We start from the raw sequence: 18141 nt of genomic DNA, 5'->3' as shown, positions 1-18141 counted from the left end.
CTATACTCTATTTCTACTTTTGATAAACTATGAGCGAAAAATTTAGCTTCTAGTCTTCTTTTCTTTTAGCTACATAGAGAGTAAGTAATATTCCACTTCCTAAAAGAATTGAAATAACATTCGTTTGACTTCCAGTATTAGGTAATGTAGTTCTGCCTTGACTAGTTTGTTCAGAGGAATCAAGACTAGATACCTCTGTAGTTGTTTCACTTGGTACGGGTACAGCTACTACATTAACTGGCGCATCCTTGCCTGGTTTGTCTTCACGTGGTGATTTTGGCGAGTCACCTTTTGGTTCTTGCGGTTTGTCTTCACGTGGTGGTAACGGTTTGTCGTCTTTTGGCTCTTCTGACTTATTCTCACGTGGTGGTTTTGGAGAATCACCTTTTGATTCTTGCGGTTTGTCTTCATGTGGTGGTTTTGGAGAATCACCTTTTGGTTCTTCTGGCTTGTTCTCACGTGGTGGTTTTGGTGTGTCACCACAAGTACACTTACCATCCTTACCATCACGGCCATCTTTTCCGTCCTTACCATTCTTCACAATAATTTCTTGTTTTGTTCCATCTGGATTGGTAATAACAATTGTACGAGTTCCATCTTGATTTTCGTTTGTTGTAATTGTTGGAGACTTACCATCAATTCCGTCACGTCCATTTGTTCCGTTTTGTCCATCACGGCCTTGAAGACCTTGGTCACCCTTGTCTCCTTTTGGTCCAGCTACTCCGTCTTGACCATCTTTAATCACGGATGTGCCTAGAACTGTATCTGTTCCTTCATCGAACTGATTATTGGCATTCTTATCACTATAGAAGGTTAACGTAGTTTCTTTCTTAGTTTCATCGCGATCTACTTTGACTTTTGGAGTTTCTCCATCTTTACCATTTTTAATAATTGTTTCGACAGGTTGTCCATTCGGTTGAGTGATCGTAATGGTATGAGTTCCGTCATTATTTTCCTTCACTGTAACTGTCGGCGTTGGCGGTGTTAAGTCTACAACATCTATCGTAATGTCTTTTGTAATAGACTTGCCTCCTGCACTTGTTACTGTTACTGGTATATCAAATGCTCCAGCTATTGTTGGTGTCCCTGAAATAGTCTTAGCAGATTCATCGTATGTTACACCATCTGGAAGTTTGGTCTTATCAACCGTTAATGTAGCACCTGCTGGTACTGAAAACGTAATTGGACGAAGACCAGTTTTTCCTAGTGCAATCATTTGTCGATCATTTTTAATGTCTAATGACACTGGATCATCTACTACTGTTACAGTGATAATCTCTTCTGCACTACCTTTACCTAATGTTGCAGAATCCAATGTTGCTTTTAGTCGAACTTTATAGACACCTGGCTTGGTTGGAGTTCCACTAATTGTATGCGTTGCAGCATTATAATTTAAACCTGCAGTTGATTCAAGATATGAATCTAAGTCTGTTTCTGGTAAATCCACACTTAAATAACGAGCACCTAAATCTGAATGTTCACTGTGCGAAACCACCATATTTTTAATAGTTTCACCCAAACGAATCGTTTGATTTTTTTCTGTAACATTAATACTTACTGGAAGTGGGCGAACATTAATTTTAATATGCCCCCCATCAACTGGAGATTCTGCCATTTCTGGGAAAGTCGCTTTATATGGAATTAAATATTCTCCCACTTTAGATGGTGTGCCAGAAATAGTCCTTGTAGCTGAATCATAAGTAACTCCTGGTGGTAATTGACTTGTATCAACTTCTAATCTTGCCTTACTGTCAGAAGGTTTTAACACTACTTTGTCAATTGCACTTAGAACATCTTTCTCTTGTTCCTTATTATCAACCGTTACAGTTAAATCACGTGATGTTACATTAATCGTTAAGGTTGCGCTTGCTGTTGAATTTCCACTAATTGTCGGACTTGTTGCTGTGAATGTTGCTGTATAGGTTCCTACTTTTGTTGGTGTACCTGAAACTGTTTTCGTCGCTGCATCATAGTTTACCCCTGGAGGCAACTCTCCAGAAGTGATTGTTAACAAGGCTCCATCAGCTTGTAACTTAATAGGAGGAAGCTCATCTAAAACTTTCACTTCTTTTCTATTATCAGGAATAGAAAAGTTTAGTGGTACACTGTTTATTGTGATATTGATAGTAGCAGTTGTCGATTGCTCCGTCCCTGCTGCGGTGGTTCTATTAACAGATGCGACGGCTTGGAAATTCCCAACTTGAGTTGGTGTTCCAGTAATCGTTTTTTTATCCTCAGACCAATTTAGACCATTTGGTAAACTGCCCTCTGTGTAATTTACTGTCGCATTTTTAGGAATTTTAAGAGTAATCGGTGGTATTGCTTCACCTGCTGTAAATGTGTAACTAGCTTCGGGAACACTAAAGTCTCCTGGCGTTACTGTCAAATCGACTACTTTAGTAATGGAAGCCCCATCTTTAGTAGCAGTAACTGGAATCACATAATGTCCTTCATATAATCCAGTGCCAGATAATGTTTTGCTATTGCTATCATACATAACTCCATCTGGCAGTGTTCCTACTGTGACTGTAACCCCTTCAGTCGCTGTTACAAGCATATCTGCAAATTTAGTTCCTTCTGAAACTGTTTGCTTATCATTCGTTATAGATAAAGTTAAATCAGAAACTGGTCGAGGGGTAACTGTATAGGTAAAGCTTGTCTTAATCTGACGACTTTGACCTTCATTATTGGTATAAGTAGCTGTTACAATCGCTGTTTGTGGCGCATCTGTCTGCTTTAAAGCATAACCTGTTAGACTTGTATTGTCAGCATTAGGACTTAGGTAGAGATGTTCTCCATCAGACTCAACTGATAGACTCGTAATCTTACTACCATTTGTCATCGAAACAGGGATAGTTGGGATAGCTTGCCCTTCTTGCCAACTTTGATTGGAAATAGGATTTAGACCGTCCATTACCTCGAATTTATACGTACGTGATGGAACAGCATCTCCAAAGTGTCCGTCTTTTGCTGTAGCTGTAATAGTATAGACACCTGCAGCTAAAGTCTTACCATTTTGTTTGATAATCTTAAATCTAGTAGGATTTTCAGTGTCTTTTGTAATCTCAACCCCATCAGGTTTATTATTGATTTCTAATGTTGCATTAGACTTATTAAGCACTAAGTTTCCTAGATTCTGTTCCTTATCCGAGATAGGCACAGCTACTGGAATTGGATTCGTTACGCGGTAAAGCTTGTCCGCATCAAACATAACATCAGCAGTTGAAATAACATTAGTGGAGTTAGGATAATCACTATAATTTGGAACAGTTTGTGAAATTTCCTTTGTAATAAGATTAAGGTGATAATCCTTCGTTCTTCCTAAACTATCTGTAATACGAAATTCAACAAAATAATTACCTGCAGTAGGAGGGAGAGATTTAATATTTAAACGATACGGAGAAATATTTGACTCACTATCATAACGATAACGTTTATTTATACTTGTAGCAGAGTAAACAGTCCTAAAATCTGTCAGTGCATTATTAATCTCTGTATAGCTTCTTGCAAAAATATTATCTAAAGTGGGAGTCCCGTCCTTTACAAGGTCTAATTTTACCCCTGGACTTGCGTTTGTCTGTTCAAATTTTGTAATAGTAACAGGCGTATCTCCATACCATTCTTTATAGACATCTTTATCTCCATTCAAAGATAGCCAGAGATTGGAAGAATACTGTGGTGTGTCAGATGTTGCATCTGATATTTTATGAATACCATCATTAACACCATTAAAATAATATCCAAACGGAGTTGTTGTAGTATAAGCTGTACTGCTACCTTCATCATAAGCTACAGAATTGTTCACCTTATCCATTCCATCCCATAACGGACTATCAGAGGCTTCTACGATTTTAAATGAAGGAGCAATTGGACGTTCAAGTATATTGATATTTAAATTAGCAACAATTTTAGTAAAATGATCACTTTTAAGTTGCAAACCAATTTCATATTTTTTTTCTTGAATTTTTTCATTAGTTGGTTGAAGAGTACCGTGTAAAATTCTAGTGTCTTTATCAAATTTAAAACCTAATTCTTGAGCATCCGGTGTTAATTCAACATCATCCACGTTCACCCTAGTAAGCCCCATCTGATAACTGATTGTTTTCTCTTTTTCAGTAGGTTCTCTTTTCAAATAAATTATCGCATCTAATTTTGAAGAACCAATCCTTTCCATAGTCATATACGGTTTCTCTTCAACAGGCTTGACTGTAACTGTTGTCGTATAGGCTTGATTGTTATAAGTGAAGCCGACATTGTAAGTACCAGGCTCTACCGTAGTTGGAACATTTCCGGATAGAGCGAGAATGTAATCGCTATCTCCTGACGGATTCCTAGTAAATTTTTCTATAATCTTTAAACCTAATTTTTGAGCATCTTCATTTAAAATTGAACCATGTTTAACACTATTATAAAGACCCGAATGAGAATAATAGAGGTATGGCGCAAAATCGGTAGAAATATCAAATTCGACTTTAGGTGCAGTTGCTGCTCCGTAGGAGTAAACCGTTTTTGACCCTGTTGTCGGGATTAGCACAGCTGGTTGACTCGTCGTATCTGACTCTAACATATAACTAAGGTTACCTGAATGCCCCATTTTCTTGAGTTGATTCCAGACTGCTTCGATAGCTTCTGATAAGTTCGTGTAAGATGGAGCAAAGGATGTATTTGAAGCATCTATTGACTTGAGTGAATTTTTGGCTTCTGTTAGAAGTTGATTAGAGCGACGTAAAGCTTCTCCAATGGCATCTTTTTGACTTGAGTCTGTCAGACTACTTAGGAACTTTTCAGCTTCTTTCGTCACTACCTCTGCTTCTAAGATGGTTGTTCCCAATTGATCCTTGTCAGGGTTTGTAACTTCTTCCTTTTCCTCCAGTTTCGCCAGAGGAGCCTCTACTAGTGGTTTTTTATCGGATTCTTTATGAACAGCCTCTGCCACTTCTTTTGGCAACATTTCTGGCTGAGTTTTTGGATCCTTTTCTGTAGAAACTGCTTTTTCTGAATTTGAAATATTTGCTTCAACTGGTTTTTCTGACGATTGATCTGACTCAAGTCTAGGAACAACTTGATTTTTATCAGTGTTTACAGCAATTGGTTCTGACTTTGGTTGAGCTTCCTCAACAGCTGGTACATTTTTCTTTTCCGTTTGAGCACCAATCACTTCACTGGCGCGTACAACTGGCGCATTGGCTACAGCACCAATAAAGAATTGCCCAATCAGAACAGATGCCACACCGAAACTGAATTTCCTAATGGCAAACTTCTGACGTTTTTCGAATTTCACTTCTATTCTCCCTCATTATTTTTTCGAGTTCTTTTATCAAACAATAATAAACATATATCAAACTATAAGCAAATGTGTATATTATTGCCCGATCTACTATTTTAATACTTTCTGAATAAAAATCAATAGATATCTGCTATTTTCTTTCACAGCAAAAGTAGAAATAGCCACTAATAATAAATTTATCACAAAATAAAATACACAAAAATAATAACTATTTATTTTATTAAGTATTTGTTCTTACTATACGCATATTTACCCCCCCCCATGAAATATTGGGAGTACTTTGTGAAATATAACATTTTTATTAAAAATTTCAATTTCTAGACTCAGATATAGACAAAGTCCACTTCACAATTATTGTAGGGTGAAAGTTCTTGCTATTTCCCATTTGCTGAGCAAGAACTTCATTTTACTTTTGATGGCAAATAATAAAAGGTTCCATAAAATCTGAAATGAATCTTATCCACTACAGACTTTATGAAACCTTATTATCTTATTCTTCTTACATCAAGGATTCTTAACCTAAGTTACTCCTATCTATTATTCCCATTCAACGGTTGCAGGTGGTTTACTTGTAATATCGTAGACGATACGGTTAACATGGTCTACTTCGTTTACGATACGTACTGAGATTTTTTGAAGGACAGCCCAAGGAATTTTGGCAAAATCAGCAGTCATACCATCGATAGAAGTGATAGCACGGATTGCAATCGTGTAGTCATAAGTACGACCGTCACCCATAACACCGACTGAACGAACTCCAGTATTCACTGTAAAGTATTGCCAGATGTCACGGTCAAGACCAGCTTTAGCGATTTCTTCTCGGAGGATAGCGTCAGACTCACGAACAGTTTCTAGTTTCTCTTCAGTAATTTCACCCATGACACGGATAGCAAGACCTGGACCTGGGAATGGTTGACGCCATACGATATGGTCTGGCATACCAAGTTCTGTACCAAGGGCACGAACTTCATCCTTATAAAGAGTGTTGAGCGGTTCAATCAATTCAAACTGCATGTCTTCTGGAAGACCACCCACGTTGTGGTGTGACTTGATAGTTTGTGCTGTGTCCGTACCAGACTCAATCACGTCTGTATAGAGCGTTCCTTGAGCCAAGAATTTAACGTCTTTCAACTTACTAGCTTCATCATCAAAAACATAAACGAACTCATTACCGATGATTTTACGTTTTGTCTCGGGATCAGAAACACCTGCAAGCTTATCAAGGAAGCGTTTGGCTGCATCTGCTTTAACGATATTCAAACCAAACTTCCCACCAAGCATATCCATAACTTGGTCTGCTTCCCCTTTACGAAGAAGACCGTGGTCTACGAAGATACAGATCAATTGATCGCCAATAGCCTTTTGGAGAAGAACTCCAACAACAGATGAGTCAACACCACCTGATAGGCCAAGAAGGACACGTTTATCACCAACTGTTTCACGGATTTTTTGGATCTGCATGTCGATGAAGTTATCCATTGTCCAGTCGCCTTTAGCCTTACAAATGTTAAGGGCAAAGTTACGAAGGATGTCATTACCATATACAGAATGGCGAACTTCTGGATGGAATTGGATACCGTAAATGTGTTTTTCAGGATTTTCGATGGCTGCGTATGGGCAGTCAGCTGATGTACCTGTACGAACAAAGTCAGCAGGAATTTCAGTAACTGCATCACCATGGCTCATCAATACAGTTTGTTCATCAGGAGTTGTCTCAAAAAGAGCTGATGGTGTGTGTGTCAAAGTTGACTGACCATACTCACGATTTCCCGCATCTCCTGCTGGTACAACCTTTCCTCCCAATTTGTGTGTCAAAAGTTGCATACCGTAGCAGATACCTAAAATTGGAATCCCCAACTCAAAAATTTCTGGATCGATATCAAATGATCCCTCTTCATAAACAGAGTTAGGTCCACCTGAAAGGATGATTCCTACAGGATTGATTTCACGAACTTCAGCAGCTGAAATTTTATGGCTCTTTAGTTCTGAAAAAACACCAATCTCACGGATACGGCGTGAAATCAGCTGGTTGTATTGGCTACCATAATCCAATACGATGATTTTTTCTACATCTTGCAAATCAGTTGATATGTTGCTCATCTTTTTCCTTTCTCAAAAGAAATATCTTTTTTCAATATTCTATCACAAATAAGGGCGAATTACCAACTAAACAAGGCGAAGATTGACTTTTTCTAGTTTATTGGGGTACAATAGAGAAAAGATAGAAATGAAGTGAAAAGCATGTTACCAGCTTATATGAAAATACACGATCAGATAAAAAAGGATATAGATGACAAACATTGGGCAATCGGACAAAAACTCCCTAGCGAAAGAGATTTAGCTGAACAATTTGCAGTGAGTCGCATGACCCTCCGCCAAGCTGTATCTCTATTAGTCGAAGAAGGCGTTTTGGAACGCAGGGTAGGAAGTGGCACCTTTGTAGCAAGTACAAGGGTTCAAGAAAAAATGCGAGGGACAACCAGTTTTACTGAAATTGTTAAGTCCCAAGGTAAAATTCCCTCTAGCCAGCTCATTTCTTACAGAAAAACCATTCCCAATGAGCAAGAAGTTGCCAAGCTAGGAATTTCTCCAACCGAAAATATTATCCGAATGGAACGTGTTCGCTATGCCGACCAAGTCCCTCTGGTTTACGAAGTTGCTTCCATTCCAGAAAAATTTATTAAGAACTTTAAAAAAGAAGAAATCACCAGTCATTTCTTCCAAACCCTGCAAAAATATGGTTATCGTATTGGGAAATCACAACAGACTATTTATGCTCGTCTGGCTAAAGAAAAAATTGCTCACTACTTAGAAGTTGAGAAAGGACACGCTATTTTAGCCTTGACTCAGGTCTCTTATTTTGACGATGGGACAGCATTTGAATATGTAAAAAGTCAATATGTTGGTGAGCGCTTCGAATTTTATCTTGAAAATAATTAGATTACTAGGCAAAAACTCTCTGTCCCGGACAAAGAGTTTTTTTATTTTTCTAAGAGTAAATCTTTCAAAGAAATCAGACTTACAGCAAACAATATCATGGCCATGCCAAGAAAATCAATGGGATAGAATTGTTCATTCATAATTAGGAAGGCAAAGAAAACCGCCGAAATTGGCTCAATTGAAGCCAACAAACTTGACTTAACCGGTCCTATCAGACTGGTTCCCTTTAAGAAGGCTGTATAGGCAAATACAGTCCCAATAAGGATAATGCCTGCAAACGCAAGAAGAAAATCAAGACTAGTTGGGATAGTTGTCTGTAGAACCCCTGTAAAAGGAAGGGCGACCAAACCTGCTATGACCATGCCCACACCAATGACCAAACTACTCCCCCACTTCTTAATCAAGGCTATGGGCAAAATGATATAAAGTGCGTAAGTCAGAGCAGAAAAGAGACCCCAAAACAGGCCTGCAGGTGTCATGGATAACTGATCCAACTGCCCATTAGTTGCGATGAGGAAGGTTCCTCCGATGGCTAATATGATAGAAACAATCTCGCCAAGTGTCGGAGTCACCTTATCCTTGATACAGCTATAAATTAAAATTCCGACAGGACAAACATACTGAAGAACCGTCGCTGTTCCTGCATTGGTCTCCTGAATAGCAGACAGATAGGCAAATTGGTTGAGAAAAAGACCAATTAGAGCAAAAATGAGAAGAGACAGCAAACTCTTTCTATCCTTTAAAAAGGCCTGCATTTTATCCTTTGCAGTAATATAAGACAAGAGCATAAGAATTCCACCGGCGATTAAAAGGCGTAAATTAGTCAATACAAGAGCTGAAATTCCATGTGCCATCAGATATTGGCCACTTGTTCCTGACAAGCCCCAAGCTATACCAGCCACAACTGTTAATAGAGTCCCTTTTAAACTATTTGACATGTCTCCCCTTACTCTTCTTTGCGAATCAAGTCCATTACTTGATTGCGGTCTAAAATCCATTGAGCCCTCTCATCCTTTTCATAGGTACGATTCGATAGGAAAATAGCCGCTTCTTGCTTCTGACGATTCCACATGACAAAGGTACCTGTATAGCCCGTATGGTCTAGCCAATCTCCTTCCAAATTCCATGCCAAAGAACGTTCCTTGTCATCCAAAGGAGAAAAATTTTGACTCAAATCTCTTGCAAAATCATCCTCTAAATAGTGCTGCAAAAAGATTTGTAAATCCTTTACTGTCGAAAATAAACCAGCACTACCTGCATGTCTGCCCAGGAGACGAGCCTTGGGATCATGTACCATACCTGCCTCTATACCTCTAACTGTTGGAACAGCTTGAGAAACTGGACCGAATTTTGTTTCCCTCATTCCCCATAGATTCCAAATCTTTTTCTGTAGGAGAGTATCCAAATCTTCATCAAACATCTTCTCCAATACAAATCCCAAAAGCAAAAAATGGACATCTGAGTATAGAAATGCTGGCTTTTCCCTTCTATTAAGATGAAACATAGCTTTCTTTAATTCATCAGCTGATAATTGATCACGATTGGGAATAAAGGGATCTAAATCTGTAGCATGGGTCAGTAGTTGACCAATACTAATATCAGGATAGTCACACTCCGATAAAAAATCTGTCACAGGACGTTCCAAATCTAGTTTCCCCTGGTACCAGAGAAAAATCAAAAGCGTTCCAACTCCAACAACCTTGCTGACACTAGCTAGGTCATAAACGAGTCCTGCCTCAGTCTGCAAGCCATGCTCTGGATCACTCTGACCTAAATAGAACTCCGTCCATTGATGGTCCTTAAAATATGCAAAAGAGGCTCCGGGATAAATCCCTGCCTCGATTTGTTCTTCTATTTTTTTAATAATCTTGGTCCACTTCATACTTCTTCAAACCACAATTCAACATTATTAGTATCTTTACTAAGGAAAAATTTTCCAGATTTGGGAACGAAGTAATCTACAGAAGCGAAAGATTGACGTAAATTGTCAATATCAAAATTCTTGACTTGTAATTTCAGCATAGACAAATCCCAAGTAACATTATTTTCAACAGCTAAATCTTTATCTTCCGCTTGGATAAAATCTATAAATGAAGAAACTTCTAAATCATGCAAGAAACTACTACTCCCTATTGGGAAATTTATTTCCATGGAAATTTCAAACTGACTTAAGGACTTTGTTGCCATATTTGTTTTAAAAATAGGTTTTTCTTCTATAACTTCTAGACTCTCTTTATTTTCTTCTGCATGAATGAGGATCAAATCATTCTCTGGCGATAATATCTCAAAAGCATAGCCATTTTGTCCTTTATATAAACGATGAATCGAATCAATTTTAGATAAGAGTCCTTCTATTTCCACAGGATTTTCTACTTTTACAACTAATCTAGCTAGTTTTTTATTTCCTTCCACCTTACGAGTTCGCATACTTGGTGCTTCTTCTAAAACCAGCTTTTCAATACCTGTTTGATCTCCTAATGAAAGAAAGGCTGATTCCTCTAACAAAGCTTTCATTCCTAACGTCTCAGTGAAAAATACTTCATTTAAGTTTCGATTATTGACTTTTAAAGTTGGAATAATCCCTACAATATGATTTACATTCATAAATTCCTCCATCACTTTATTATTTTAATGGATTTTAGATTTTTTTACAAGATATTATGCTCAAATTGAGGATTTTTTCATAATTTTGATATAGAAAAACCGGGGATTCCCGGTTTATAATTCTTATAGGTAAAGAACTTTAAATACTGCCACAGCAGCAATTGCAGCTAGGATTGGAGCTACTACTGGTATCCAAGCATACCACCATTTAGAATCTCCTTTGTGCTCACCAAGAACTGATTTTGGAAGGAAAGCATGAAGGAGACGTGGTCCCAAGTCACGGGCTGGGTTCAAGGCAGGTCCTGTAGGTCCACCAAGTGATGTTACCAAAGCCATAACTAGGAATCCAAGAGCCAAGTGAGCTACTGAAAGTCCTGAAGCAGTATGTGGTGCTACTTGTGCTTTGATTGCCAAATCAGAGAAGTCAAGATTTTGACCTGCTTGACTAGCCATTTGTTTCATGTATTGAAGAACTTCAGAACCAAAGAAGTTTTTAGTCAATCCAAGTGCTGCAAAGAACAGAACAAATGAACCAACAAACTCGTTTACAAAACCATTAACAGTTGCTGCAAAGCGTGATTCTTTTGTACCTTGATCCAAACTTGAAATTGTTGAGAAAGTACCCAAGATATTGTTTGGATTTTCTGTTAGTAAGTAGTAAGGGCGGTGTGTTGCCACAACCAAGGCTTGACCAAAGGTTGCTCCTAATACCTGCGCAATAATATAAGGTACTACTTGTGCCCAAGGGAAGAGACCGCTGATCGCAAGCCCAAGAGTGAAGGCTGGGTTAATGTGGTTACCAGATACATTACCAAACATCAAGGCAGGAATCATAACCCCCATACCATAACCAACAGCGATAACGAGCCAGCCACTTTGGTGACCTTTCGTACCCTTAAGTTCAACGTTAGCAACTGCACCATTTCCAAGAATGATCAAAATAGCAGTTCCCAAAAATTCAGTGGCATATTTAATTGCCCATGTGAAATCCATTTGATAGATTCTCCTTAAAAATTTTTTAGACAATCTTTATTCTATCAATTTTTAGGGGTTTTAGCAACCAATTTTGAGAAAGAATGTCTGGAAAACGCTTTATTGGACTAGTTTTTGGGCAAAAAAGAAAAGAATCCAAAGTAGATTTATCCTCAATTTTATTTTTCCCGTTGTCCGAAATCTGCAATCATCTGCTCCATTTCTTGTCGACTTGGAGTTGTCAGCATATAAAGGTAGTTTCCTTGAAGTTCCGCAAAGGCCGCTGGCATGATTTTTTTAACCTTGAACTGCTGGCTGTATTTGGCAAGCAAATCCTCCTCAGAATAGACATAATGAGCATTTGCACGGCGAGAAGTAGCCAAACAATACTGAGGTTCAAAGCCTGACCCTGGGAACTCCTCTCCTGCGACAATGGCTGCATAGCCACGATAGAGGTCCAAGGAATGAGCAAAATTATAAACATCGATAGTGAAACCACCTGCAGGGCGGTTATTGTACTCAATGGCAATATAATCGTCCCCCTCACGGAAGAACTCAATATGGAAGAAACGTTCTTTCATACCAAATTCCTTGACAATCGCTTCACCATACTTGCGCAATTTGGGATCCATATCCTTGAGAACATAGTAAGAATTGTCCATCTTGTAAATCATCAAATCCAGCGGTGTATAGGCGTAGTCAAAGGTTGTTGAGAAGACAATCTTTCCATCCTTGTCTACAAGGCCATCAAAAGTACAAATTTCACTAGAAGTGACAAATTTCTCAAAGAAATAAATAGTAGAATGGTCCCACTCAGCCTTGAAGTGATTGATATCGTCTTCTGTCTCAAGCTTAAAGGTGGCCGCTGCTCCCACTCCATTATCAGGTTTGGCAATCATTGGAAGGCCAATTTCTTTCACAGCTTTATCAACATCTGCTTCCGTCTTGATAACTGCTCCAGGAACCACAGGAACACCTGCTTTTTTGAAGAGTTTCTTCATTTCAGACTTATATTTAGTTTTTTTAAGATCCTCTGGTTTGGCACCAAAAACATTGAATTGTTCTCTTAGTGCTGCGTCCAGCTCTAGCCAATATTCATTATGAGACTCGATGCGGTCAATTGGACCATGTTTATAAAAGAGAAAAGCAACTGCACGTTTGACTTCGTCTATGTTCTCAAGATTATCTACACGGAAATACTCGGTCAGGCTATTGCGCAAAGGTTCATCTAGTTGCTCGTAGGGTTCTTGACCAATCCCCAAGACTCTAATGCCTTTATTAGCTAGTTCAATCGTAAACTGTTGAAAATTTTGTGGATAGTAGGGAGAAATAACAAGGTAATTCATAGGTAACTCCTTTTATAAATAGAGATTGCCAAGGAAATAAGGCATTTGTTTGCGCCACCATTCCCAATCGTGAGCGACATCATGTCCCCATTCAGCAAACCAAGCAGGAATTTGTTTTTGATCAAATGCTTCTTTGAGCTTATAGTATGATGGTAGACCATCTTGCTCCCAAGCACCTAGCCCCGTACAGATGACAATCTCAGCCTGACGGTAGCGGTCGATAAACCAACCATCATTCTGGTTCCAGATATAATCTACTGGCGAGTTTTGGTAAATAGCATCATCATTGTAAAAATCACCGACAAAGAAGCGAGCATCATAAACTCCACTAAGAGCAATAATCTTAGTAAAAACATCTGGATGCTGAAGGAAAAAGTTTAAAGCATGGTAGGCTCCCATCGAGCAACCTGTTGTCATCATGCCATCAAACCAACCTGTCTTATGCTTGATAAAAGGAATAGCCTCCTCAATCACATAACGCTCGTAGGCACGGTGCATTTCAGCTTGGTCATGACCATTTTTCCAAGTAGCCAACCAGCTCTCACTGTCCACACTGGATAGGGTAAAGAACTGGACACGGCCTTCCTCTATAAAGGAAGCACAGGCATCAATCATCCCAAAATCATAGTATTCATTGTGACTGCCACCTGATGAAGCAAAGACCACAACTGGAATCCCAGCATGTCCATAACGGTTGAGATACATTTCACGGTTAAGATTGCCACTCCAGTGGCTAAGATATTCAATATGCATATTTTCTCCTTTCTTAACTTACCATTTCTCTGCAAAAAAACGGAGGCAGTCTGGTAAATTTTCCGACCAAGGGATTTCACTATGGATGGCACCAGACTGAACTTTCAAAATAAGATTATCCAAGCCTACTCCACCTGCAATCAAATCATGGTAATAACGAAGTGACGAGTCGATATAGGCTTGTTTGATATTACCAGCCATCAAAGTCTTGTCTGTATCATCCGCTTCTTCCGTTCCTACATAGATGAAGATACGCTGATCAGGCGACAGTTTCTGGCGCTCGATATAGCGGTTAAAGGCTTCTTGGTGGAGCCAGTTAGCAGATGAAAAAACACCTAGGCAACCAATTTGGTCTTGGTATTCCAAACCGATAAACTGGGTAATATTTCCTCCTAGTGAGGAACCAATCATAGCCGTATGCTGGCGGTCAGCTTTGGTACGGTAGGTCTCATCGATAAAAGGTTTGACCACATCCATAACAAACTCGGCATATTCCACACCCTTACCACCAAACTGCTGACCTGGAATAGGAGATTCTTGGAACTTCCAAGCTGCATACTCATTCATTCTCTCCAACCCATCATTGTCAATGGCAACAACAATCATGCGACTGATATCCGGATTTCGTTTAATAGCTGGGATAATCTTCCATGAGTGACCAATAAAGGACTCCTTACTATAAAAGACATTTTGTCCGTCATGAAAGTAAACAACAGGATAGGAACGATCCGTGTCTTTCTCATAATTTTTAGGAAGAAGAACACGTACACGGCGCTCCTTACCAGTATAAGGAACCTTAAGTTTGTGTTCTTTCATTTTTAAATAAAAGTAGGATTGATTCATTGTCAGAAAACTCTCTATATTCAAAATTTTATCTCATTATATCACAATTATAGAAAAAAAGTTAGCTTTGCTTCCATTTTTGGATTTAAAACTAACTTTTTCATTTATTTTCTAAATTCTTTTGGATTTTTTGCATTAGAGGAGATTGTCAATCAAGTCATCCACTTCATCTTTTTCAACTTGAGGTGTAATCTCAGTGATCATAATCCCTGCCACTGCTCGCTCAACTAATCCCTTAACATCCATCCGTTTTTCATACTGCTCTGCATTTTTAATCTTAGGATTGGTCTTAGGACGGTCAGGTGCAAAAATCGTACAGCAGTCTTCAAAAGGCTGAATAGAAATGTCAAAGGTATCGATTGCCTGAGCGATGTCAATGATTTCCAACTTATCCATAGTAACCACAGGACGAATGACTGGAGTGCTGGTCACAGCGTTGATAGTCTGCATGCTTTCCAAGGTCTGGCTAGCTACTTGACCAAGACTTTCCCCATTGATGATAACTAAACCATTTCGTACCTCACGAATACGGTCAGTAATTCGCATCATAAAGCGACGTGTCAAGGTCATAAGGTAGGCTTCTGGAGCTTTAGCCTTGATTTCCTCTTGAATCTCTGTGAAAGGTACTTCAATAAACTGGATATTTCCACCAAACTTGGTCAATTTACGAGTCAAATCTTGGGCTTTTTTAAGGGCACCAGGACTCGTGTAAGGTGGGCTGGCAAAGTGAACTGCCTCAATATCTACCCCTCGTTTAAGAGCTAGATAACCTGCCACAGGTGAATCAATTCCTCCTGACAACATAAGCATGCCTTTACCAGAACTTCCCACAGGTAATCCTCCTGCTCCACGAAAGGTTTCATAGGAAATATAAGCTGCTTCCTCACGAATCTCAACCTGAAGATTGATATCTGGATTTTTCATCTGAGCTTTCACGTTTGGAATAGCCTTGAAAACAGCACTACCAAGAGTTTGATTGAGTTCACGACTATCAAGTTCAAAGGTGTGGTCGCTACGCTTACCAGTGATTTTAAAGGTCATCCCTTCCTTGTAAGTTTCTTTCATAATCTCTTGGACAGCAGACTTAAGAACATCCACAGACTTTTCAATCTTATAAACGGGAGAAAAGTTTTGAATTCCAAATACTTGTTTGAGCGATTCTGCTACTGCTGTGTAATCAGCTCCATTGAGATAAGCGTGGGCACGGTCGCGATCTGCAGTTACCTTAACTTGGGGATAAATAGACAAAACATCTGAAATATTATTACGAAGTTTATTAATAAAACGCATACGATTTTTGTGCTTAGTTGACAATTCTCCGTAGCGAATCATAATTTCTGAATACTGCATAAATGCTCCTATCTTACTTTTCTAGTTTGATTGTAAATTAATTTTAACTTAGTCAAAAATTGCTCAACCTGACTCATATCATTTTCCAGGTCAAGACTCAGACGAACTGCTGACTGAGCCTTGTCTTTATCCACTCCCATGGCAATTAAGGTGCCAGCAGGTTTCCCAGCCTTGGACGAACAAGCAGAAGTCGTTGAGATGAAAATATCATAGTCTTCAAAAGCGTGAACAATGACTTCTCCACGAACCCCCTTAATTCCAAAAGTCAGGATATGAGGGGCAAAGTCTTCCTCATCTGAAAAGACAAATATATCTGGATAATCTACAATAGCTTGACGGATCACTGTTTTCATTTGCCCAGTTTTGCTAGTAAAGATATCTAGCTTTTCTATAGACAAACGGAGAGCCTTGGCTGTCGCTGCAATCCCTGCCACATTTTCAGTAGTCGACCGATAGTCACTCTCCTGACCACCACCTGTTAAAAGAGGCGTAATCTTCTTGCCAGACTTGACATAAACAAAACCAACACCTCGAACTCCGTGAAACTTATGACTGGAAAAGGTCGCAAAATCTACTCTTTCTGTGAGAAAGTCTTCTGTAGGAATTTTGGCTAAAGCTTGAACCGCATCAACATGGAAGGAAATAGTCGGCTTATCTGCCAACAGTTCTGAAATAGCTTGAATAGGTTGGATAGAGCCGATTTCATTGTTAACTGCCATGATAGAAACAAGACTCGTATCTGGGCGTATCAAGTTTGCTAGCGATTCTACATCCACAAATCCTTTGCCATCGACATGTGCAAAATCTACTTCAAATCCTTGACTTTTCAGCCAGAGGGCTGATTCTTTGACTGCCGGATGTTCAATGGCTGATACGATAATGTGCTTGCCAAACTGAGCTTTTTCAAAGGCCACACCCTTTATGACCCAGTTATCCCCTTCTGTTCCACCAGAAGTGAAGTAAATCTCATCACTCTTCTTACCAATCAAATCTGCTATTTGCTTACGGGAAGCATCTAAGATTCTAGTCGCTTGATCTCCCAAGCGATGAAGGCTGGAAGGATTCCCTATAATTTTAGAAGCAACTTGCATATAGGTTTCTAGTGCTTCAGGATAAGGCTTAGTCGTTGCAGAATTATCAAAGTAAATCATGTTATCTCACGCTTTCTAAAATCACTCCTTCTATTGTATCATGAAACAGTTCAGGCGACAAGAAAGGCAGTTCAGGTTCATTTAAGTTTTTTTAAAAGATTTTCGATATAATAAAGCTTAGTAAAGGAGTGAAATGATGTCTAATTATCGTAGAAAATCAAAACCAAAAACTGAACAAATCAAAAAAGGATTTACTGTCTTTCAAAAAATCATTGCTACTATAGGGAGTATCCTTGGTCTTATTACTGCTAGTATTACCATCATGAATTTCATTGATAATAAGAATAACAGTAAAAAAGAAACTACTGAAACTACTATTATTAAAGAAGTTCAAAGAGAAAATTCAGGAGCAAACAATATTCCTGCACAAAATCAAAATAATAATCAGAAAATAGCTCCAAATGAGAAAGTGCAAACTTCTGAAAGCAAAGAAGAAGCAAAGACTAATGAAAAATCATCAACGACTGAAGTACCAGAAATTTCACCTTCACAAAGTCAACCAACAGATACTGGGACTACAGTAAGTAACGGAGTTTCCTAAGCTAATCGTTAAAAACATTCCGTAAAACTTTGAAAACTAGGAGCAAAAATTCCTGGTTTTTCTAGTAAACTGAACCAAAAAAGGTTGATAGAGATAGACTTAAAAACTATCTTGCTGACAATTCAGACGCTTATTTAACTAAAATAGCTTCTGAATTTGGCTGTCATCCAACTAAAGTAGATTGAAATAAGATGTGAACAAATTGACTAGGAAAATCAAATTAACTTCTAGAAATGTCTTAGCAATCACAACGTACTATTCTAGATTCAATTTACTATACTATTCACTATGCTCTCAAAGCTATGGGCTACACTCGAAAAAAAGAACCACACTTACTATAAACAAGACCCAGAA

The 18141-nt window shown here is 38.7% G+C and carries 13 protein-coding genes and 1 pseudogene; 3 read left to right on the top strand and 11 right to left on the bottom strand.

Going from position 1 to position 18141, the window contains the following annotated elements:
• Positions 1-49 precede the first annotated feature (49 nt).
• The gene (locus tag QZ114_RS00620; protein ID WP_295498439.1) at positions 50-5281 is read right to left on the bottom strand and encodes a putative Ig domain-containing protein; all 5232 of its coding nucleotides are present in this window, start codon (positions 5279-5281) and stop codon (positions 50-52) included.
• 543 nt (positions 5282-5824) lie between these two features.
• Positions 5825-7387 carry a glutamine-hydrolyzing GMP synthase gene (guaA, locus tag QZ114_RS00615; RefSeq protein ID WP_295498435.1) on the bottom strand — a complete coding sequence of 521 codons (1563 nt, stop codon included), beginning with the start codon at positions 7385-7387 and terminating at the stop codon, positions 5825-5827.
• Between the two features lie 141 nt (positions 7388-7528).
• Between guaA and QZ114_RS00610 the strand changes: the two genes are divergently transcribed.
• On the top strand, positions 7529-8227 hold the full coding sequence (locus QZ114_RS00610; RefSeq protein WP_295498432.1) for a GntR family transcriptional regulator: 699 nt from the start codon (positions 7529-7531) through the stop codon (positions 8225-8227).
• 41 nt (positions 8228-8268) lie between these two features.
• Here QZ114_RS00610 and QZ114_RS00605 read toward each other — a convergent pair whose 3' ends face one another.
• The 9 genes from QZ114_RS00605 to QZ114_RS00565 all read right to left on the bottom strand — a co-directional run bounded on the left by QZ114_RS00605 (position 8269) and on the right by QZ114_RS00565 (position 17246).
• A complete protein-coding gene (locus QZ114_RS00605) occupies positions 8269-9165 on the bottom strand; it encodes a DMT family transporter (RefSeq protein ID WP_295498429.1) in 897 nt (298 codons plus the stop codon).
• An 8-nt stretch (positions 9166-9173) separates the two neighbouring features.
• The gene (locus tag QZ114_RS00600; RefSeq protein ID WP_295498426.1) at positions 9174-10109 is read right to left on the bottom strand and encodes a serine hydrolase domain-containing protein; all 936 of its coding nucleotides are present in this window, start codon (positions 10107-10109) and stop codon (positions 9174-9176) included.
• Positions 10106-10831: a CppA N-terminal domain-containing protein gene (locus QZ114_RS00595; RefSeq protein ID WP_295498423.1), complete on the bottom strand. Its 726-nt coding sequence runs from the start codon at positions 10829-10831 to the stop codon at positions 10106-10108. The genes QZ114_RS00600 and QZ114_RS00595 overlap by 4 nt, the downstream gene beginning before the upstream one ends.
• A 123-nt stretch (positions 10832-10954) precedes the next feature.
• Positions 10955-11824 (bottom strand): aquaglyceroporin Gla, encoded by an 870-nt coding sequence (gene gla / locus QZ114_RS00590; protein ID WP_295498421.1) that lies wholly within the window; start codon positions 11822-11824, stop codon positions 10955-10957.
• 158 nt (positions 11825-11982) lie between these two features.
• Entirely contained in the window at positions 11983-13149 is a 1167-nt protein-coding gene (locus QZ114_RS00585) for an acetyl-CoA carboxylase biotin carboxylase subunit family protein (protein WP_295498418.1), read from the bottom strand.
• A gap of 12 nt (positions 13150-13161) precedes the next feature.
• Positions 13162-13902, bottom strand: a complete 741-nt coding sequence (locus QZ114_RS00580) for an esterase family protein (protein WP_295498415.1) — start codon at positions 13900-13902, stop codon at positions 13162-13164.
• Between the two features lie 18 nt (positions 13903-13920).
• The gene (locus QZ114_RS00575; protein WP_295498412.1) at positions 13921-14745 is read right to left on the bottom strand and encodes an alpha/beta hydrolase; all 825 of its coding nucleotides are present in this window, start codon (positions 14743-14745) and stop codon (positions 13921-13923) included.
• A 135-nt stretch (positions 14746-14880) separates the two neighbouring features.
• Entirely contained in the window at positions 14881-16095 is a 1215-nt protein-coding gene (thiI, locus tag QZ114_RS00570) for a tRNA uracil 4-sulfurtransferase ThiI (RefSeq protein ID WP_295498409.1), read from the bottom strand.
• Positions 16096-16103: 8 nt separating this feature from the next.
• Positions 16104-17246 carry a cysteine desulfurase family protein gene (locus tag QZ114_RS00565; protein ID WP_295498406.1) on the bottom strand — a complete coding sequence of 381 codons (1143 nt, stop codon included), beginning with the start codon at positions 17244-17246 and terminating at the stop codon, positions 16104-16106.
• Positions 17247-17382: 136 nt separating this feature from the next.
• On the opposite strand from QZ114_RS00565, the gene QZ114_RS00560 reads away from it, so the two are divergent.
• Positions 17383-17787: a DUF6556 family protein gene (locus tag QZ114_RS00560; RefSeq protein WP_295498528.1), complete on the top strand. Its 405-nt coding sequence runs from the start codon at positions 17383-17385 to the stop codon at positions 17785-17787.
• A 68-nt stretch (positions 17788-17855) separates the two neighbouring features.
• A pseudogene (locus QZ114_RS00555) lies at positions 17856-17966 on the top strand (IS630 transposase-related protein); the annotation flags it as partial.
• Positions 17967-18141: the final 175 nt, after the last annotated feature.

It is taken from the genome of uncultured Streptococcus sp. (assembly GCF_901875575.1).
Classification (GTDB): Bacteria; Bacillota; Bacilli; order Lactobacillales; family Streptococcaceae; genus Streptococcus.
Note: the sequence above shows the minus strand (reverse complement) of the source record. Positions and strands in the feature narration are given on the sequence as shown.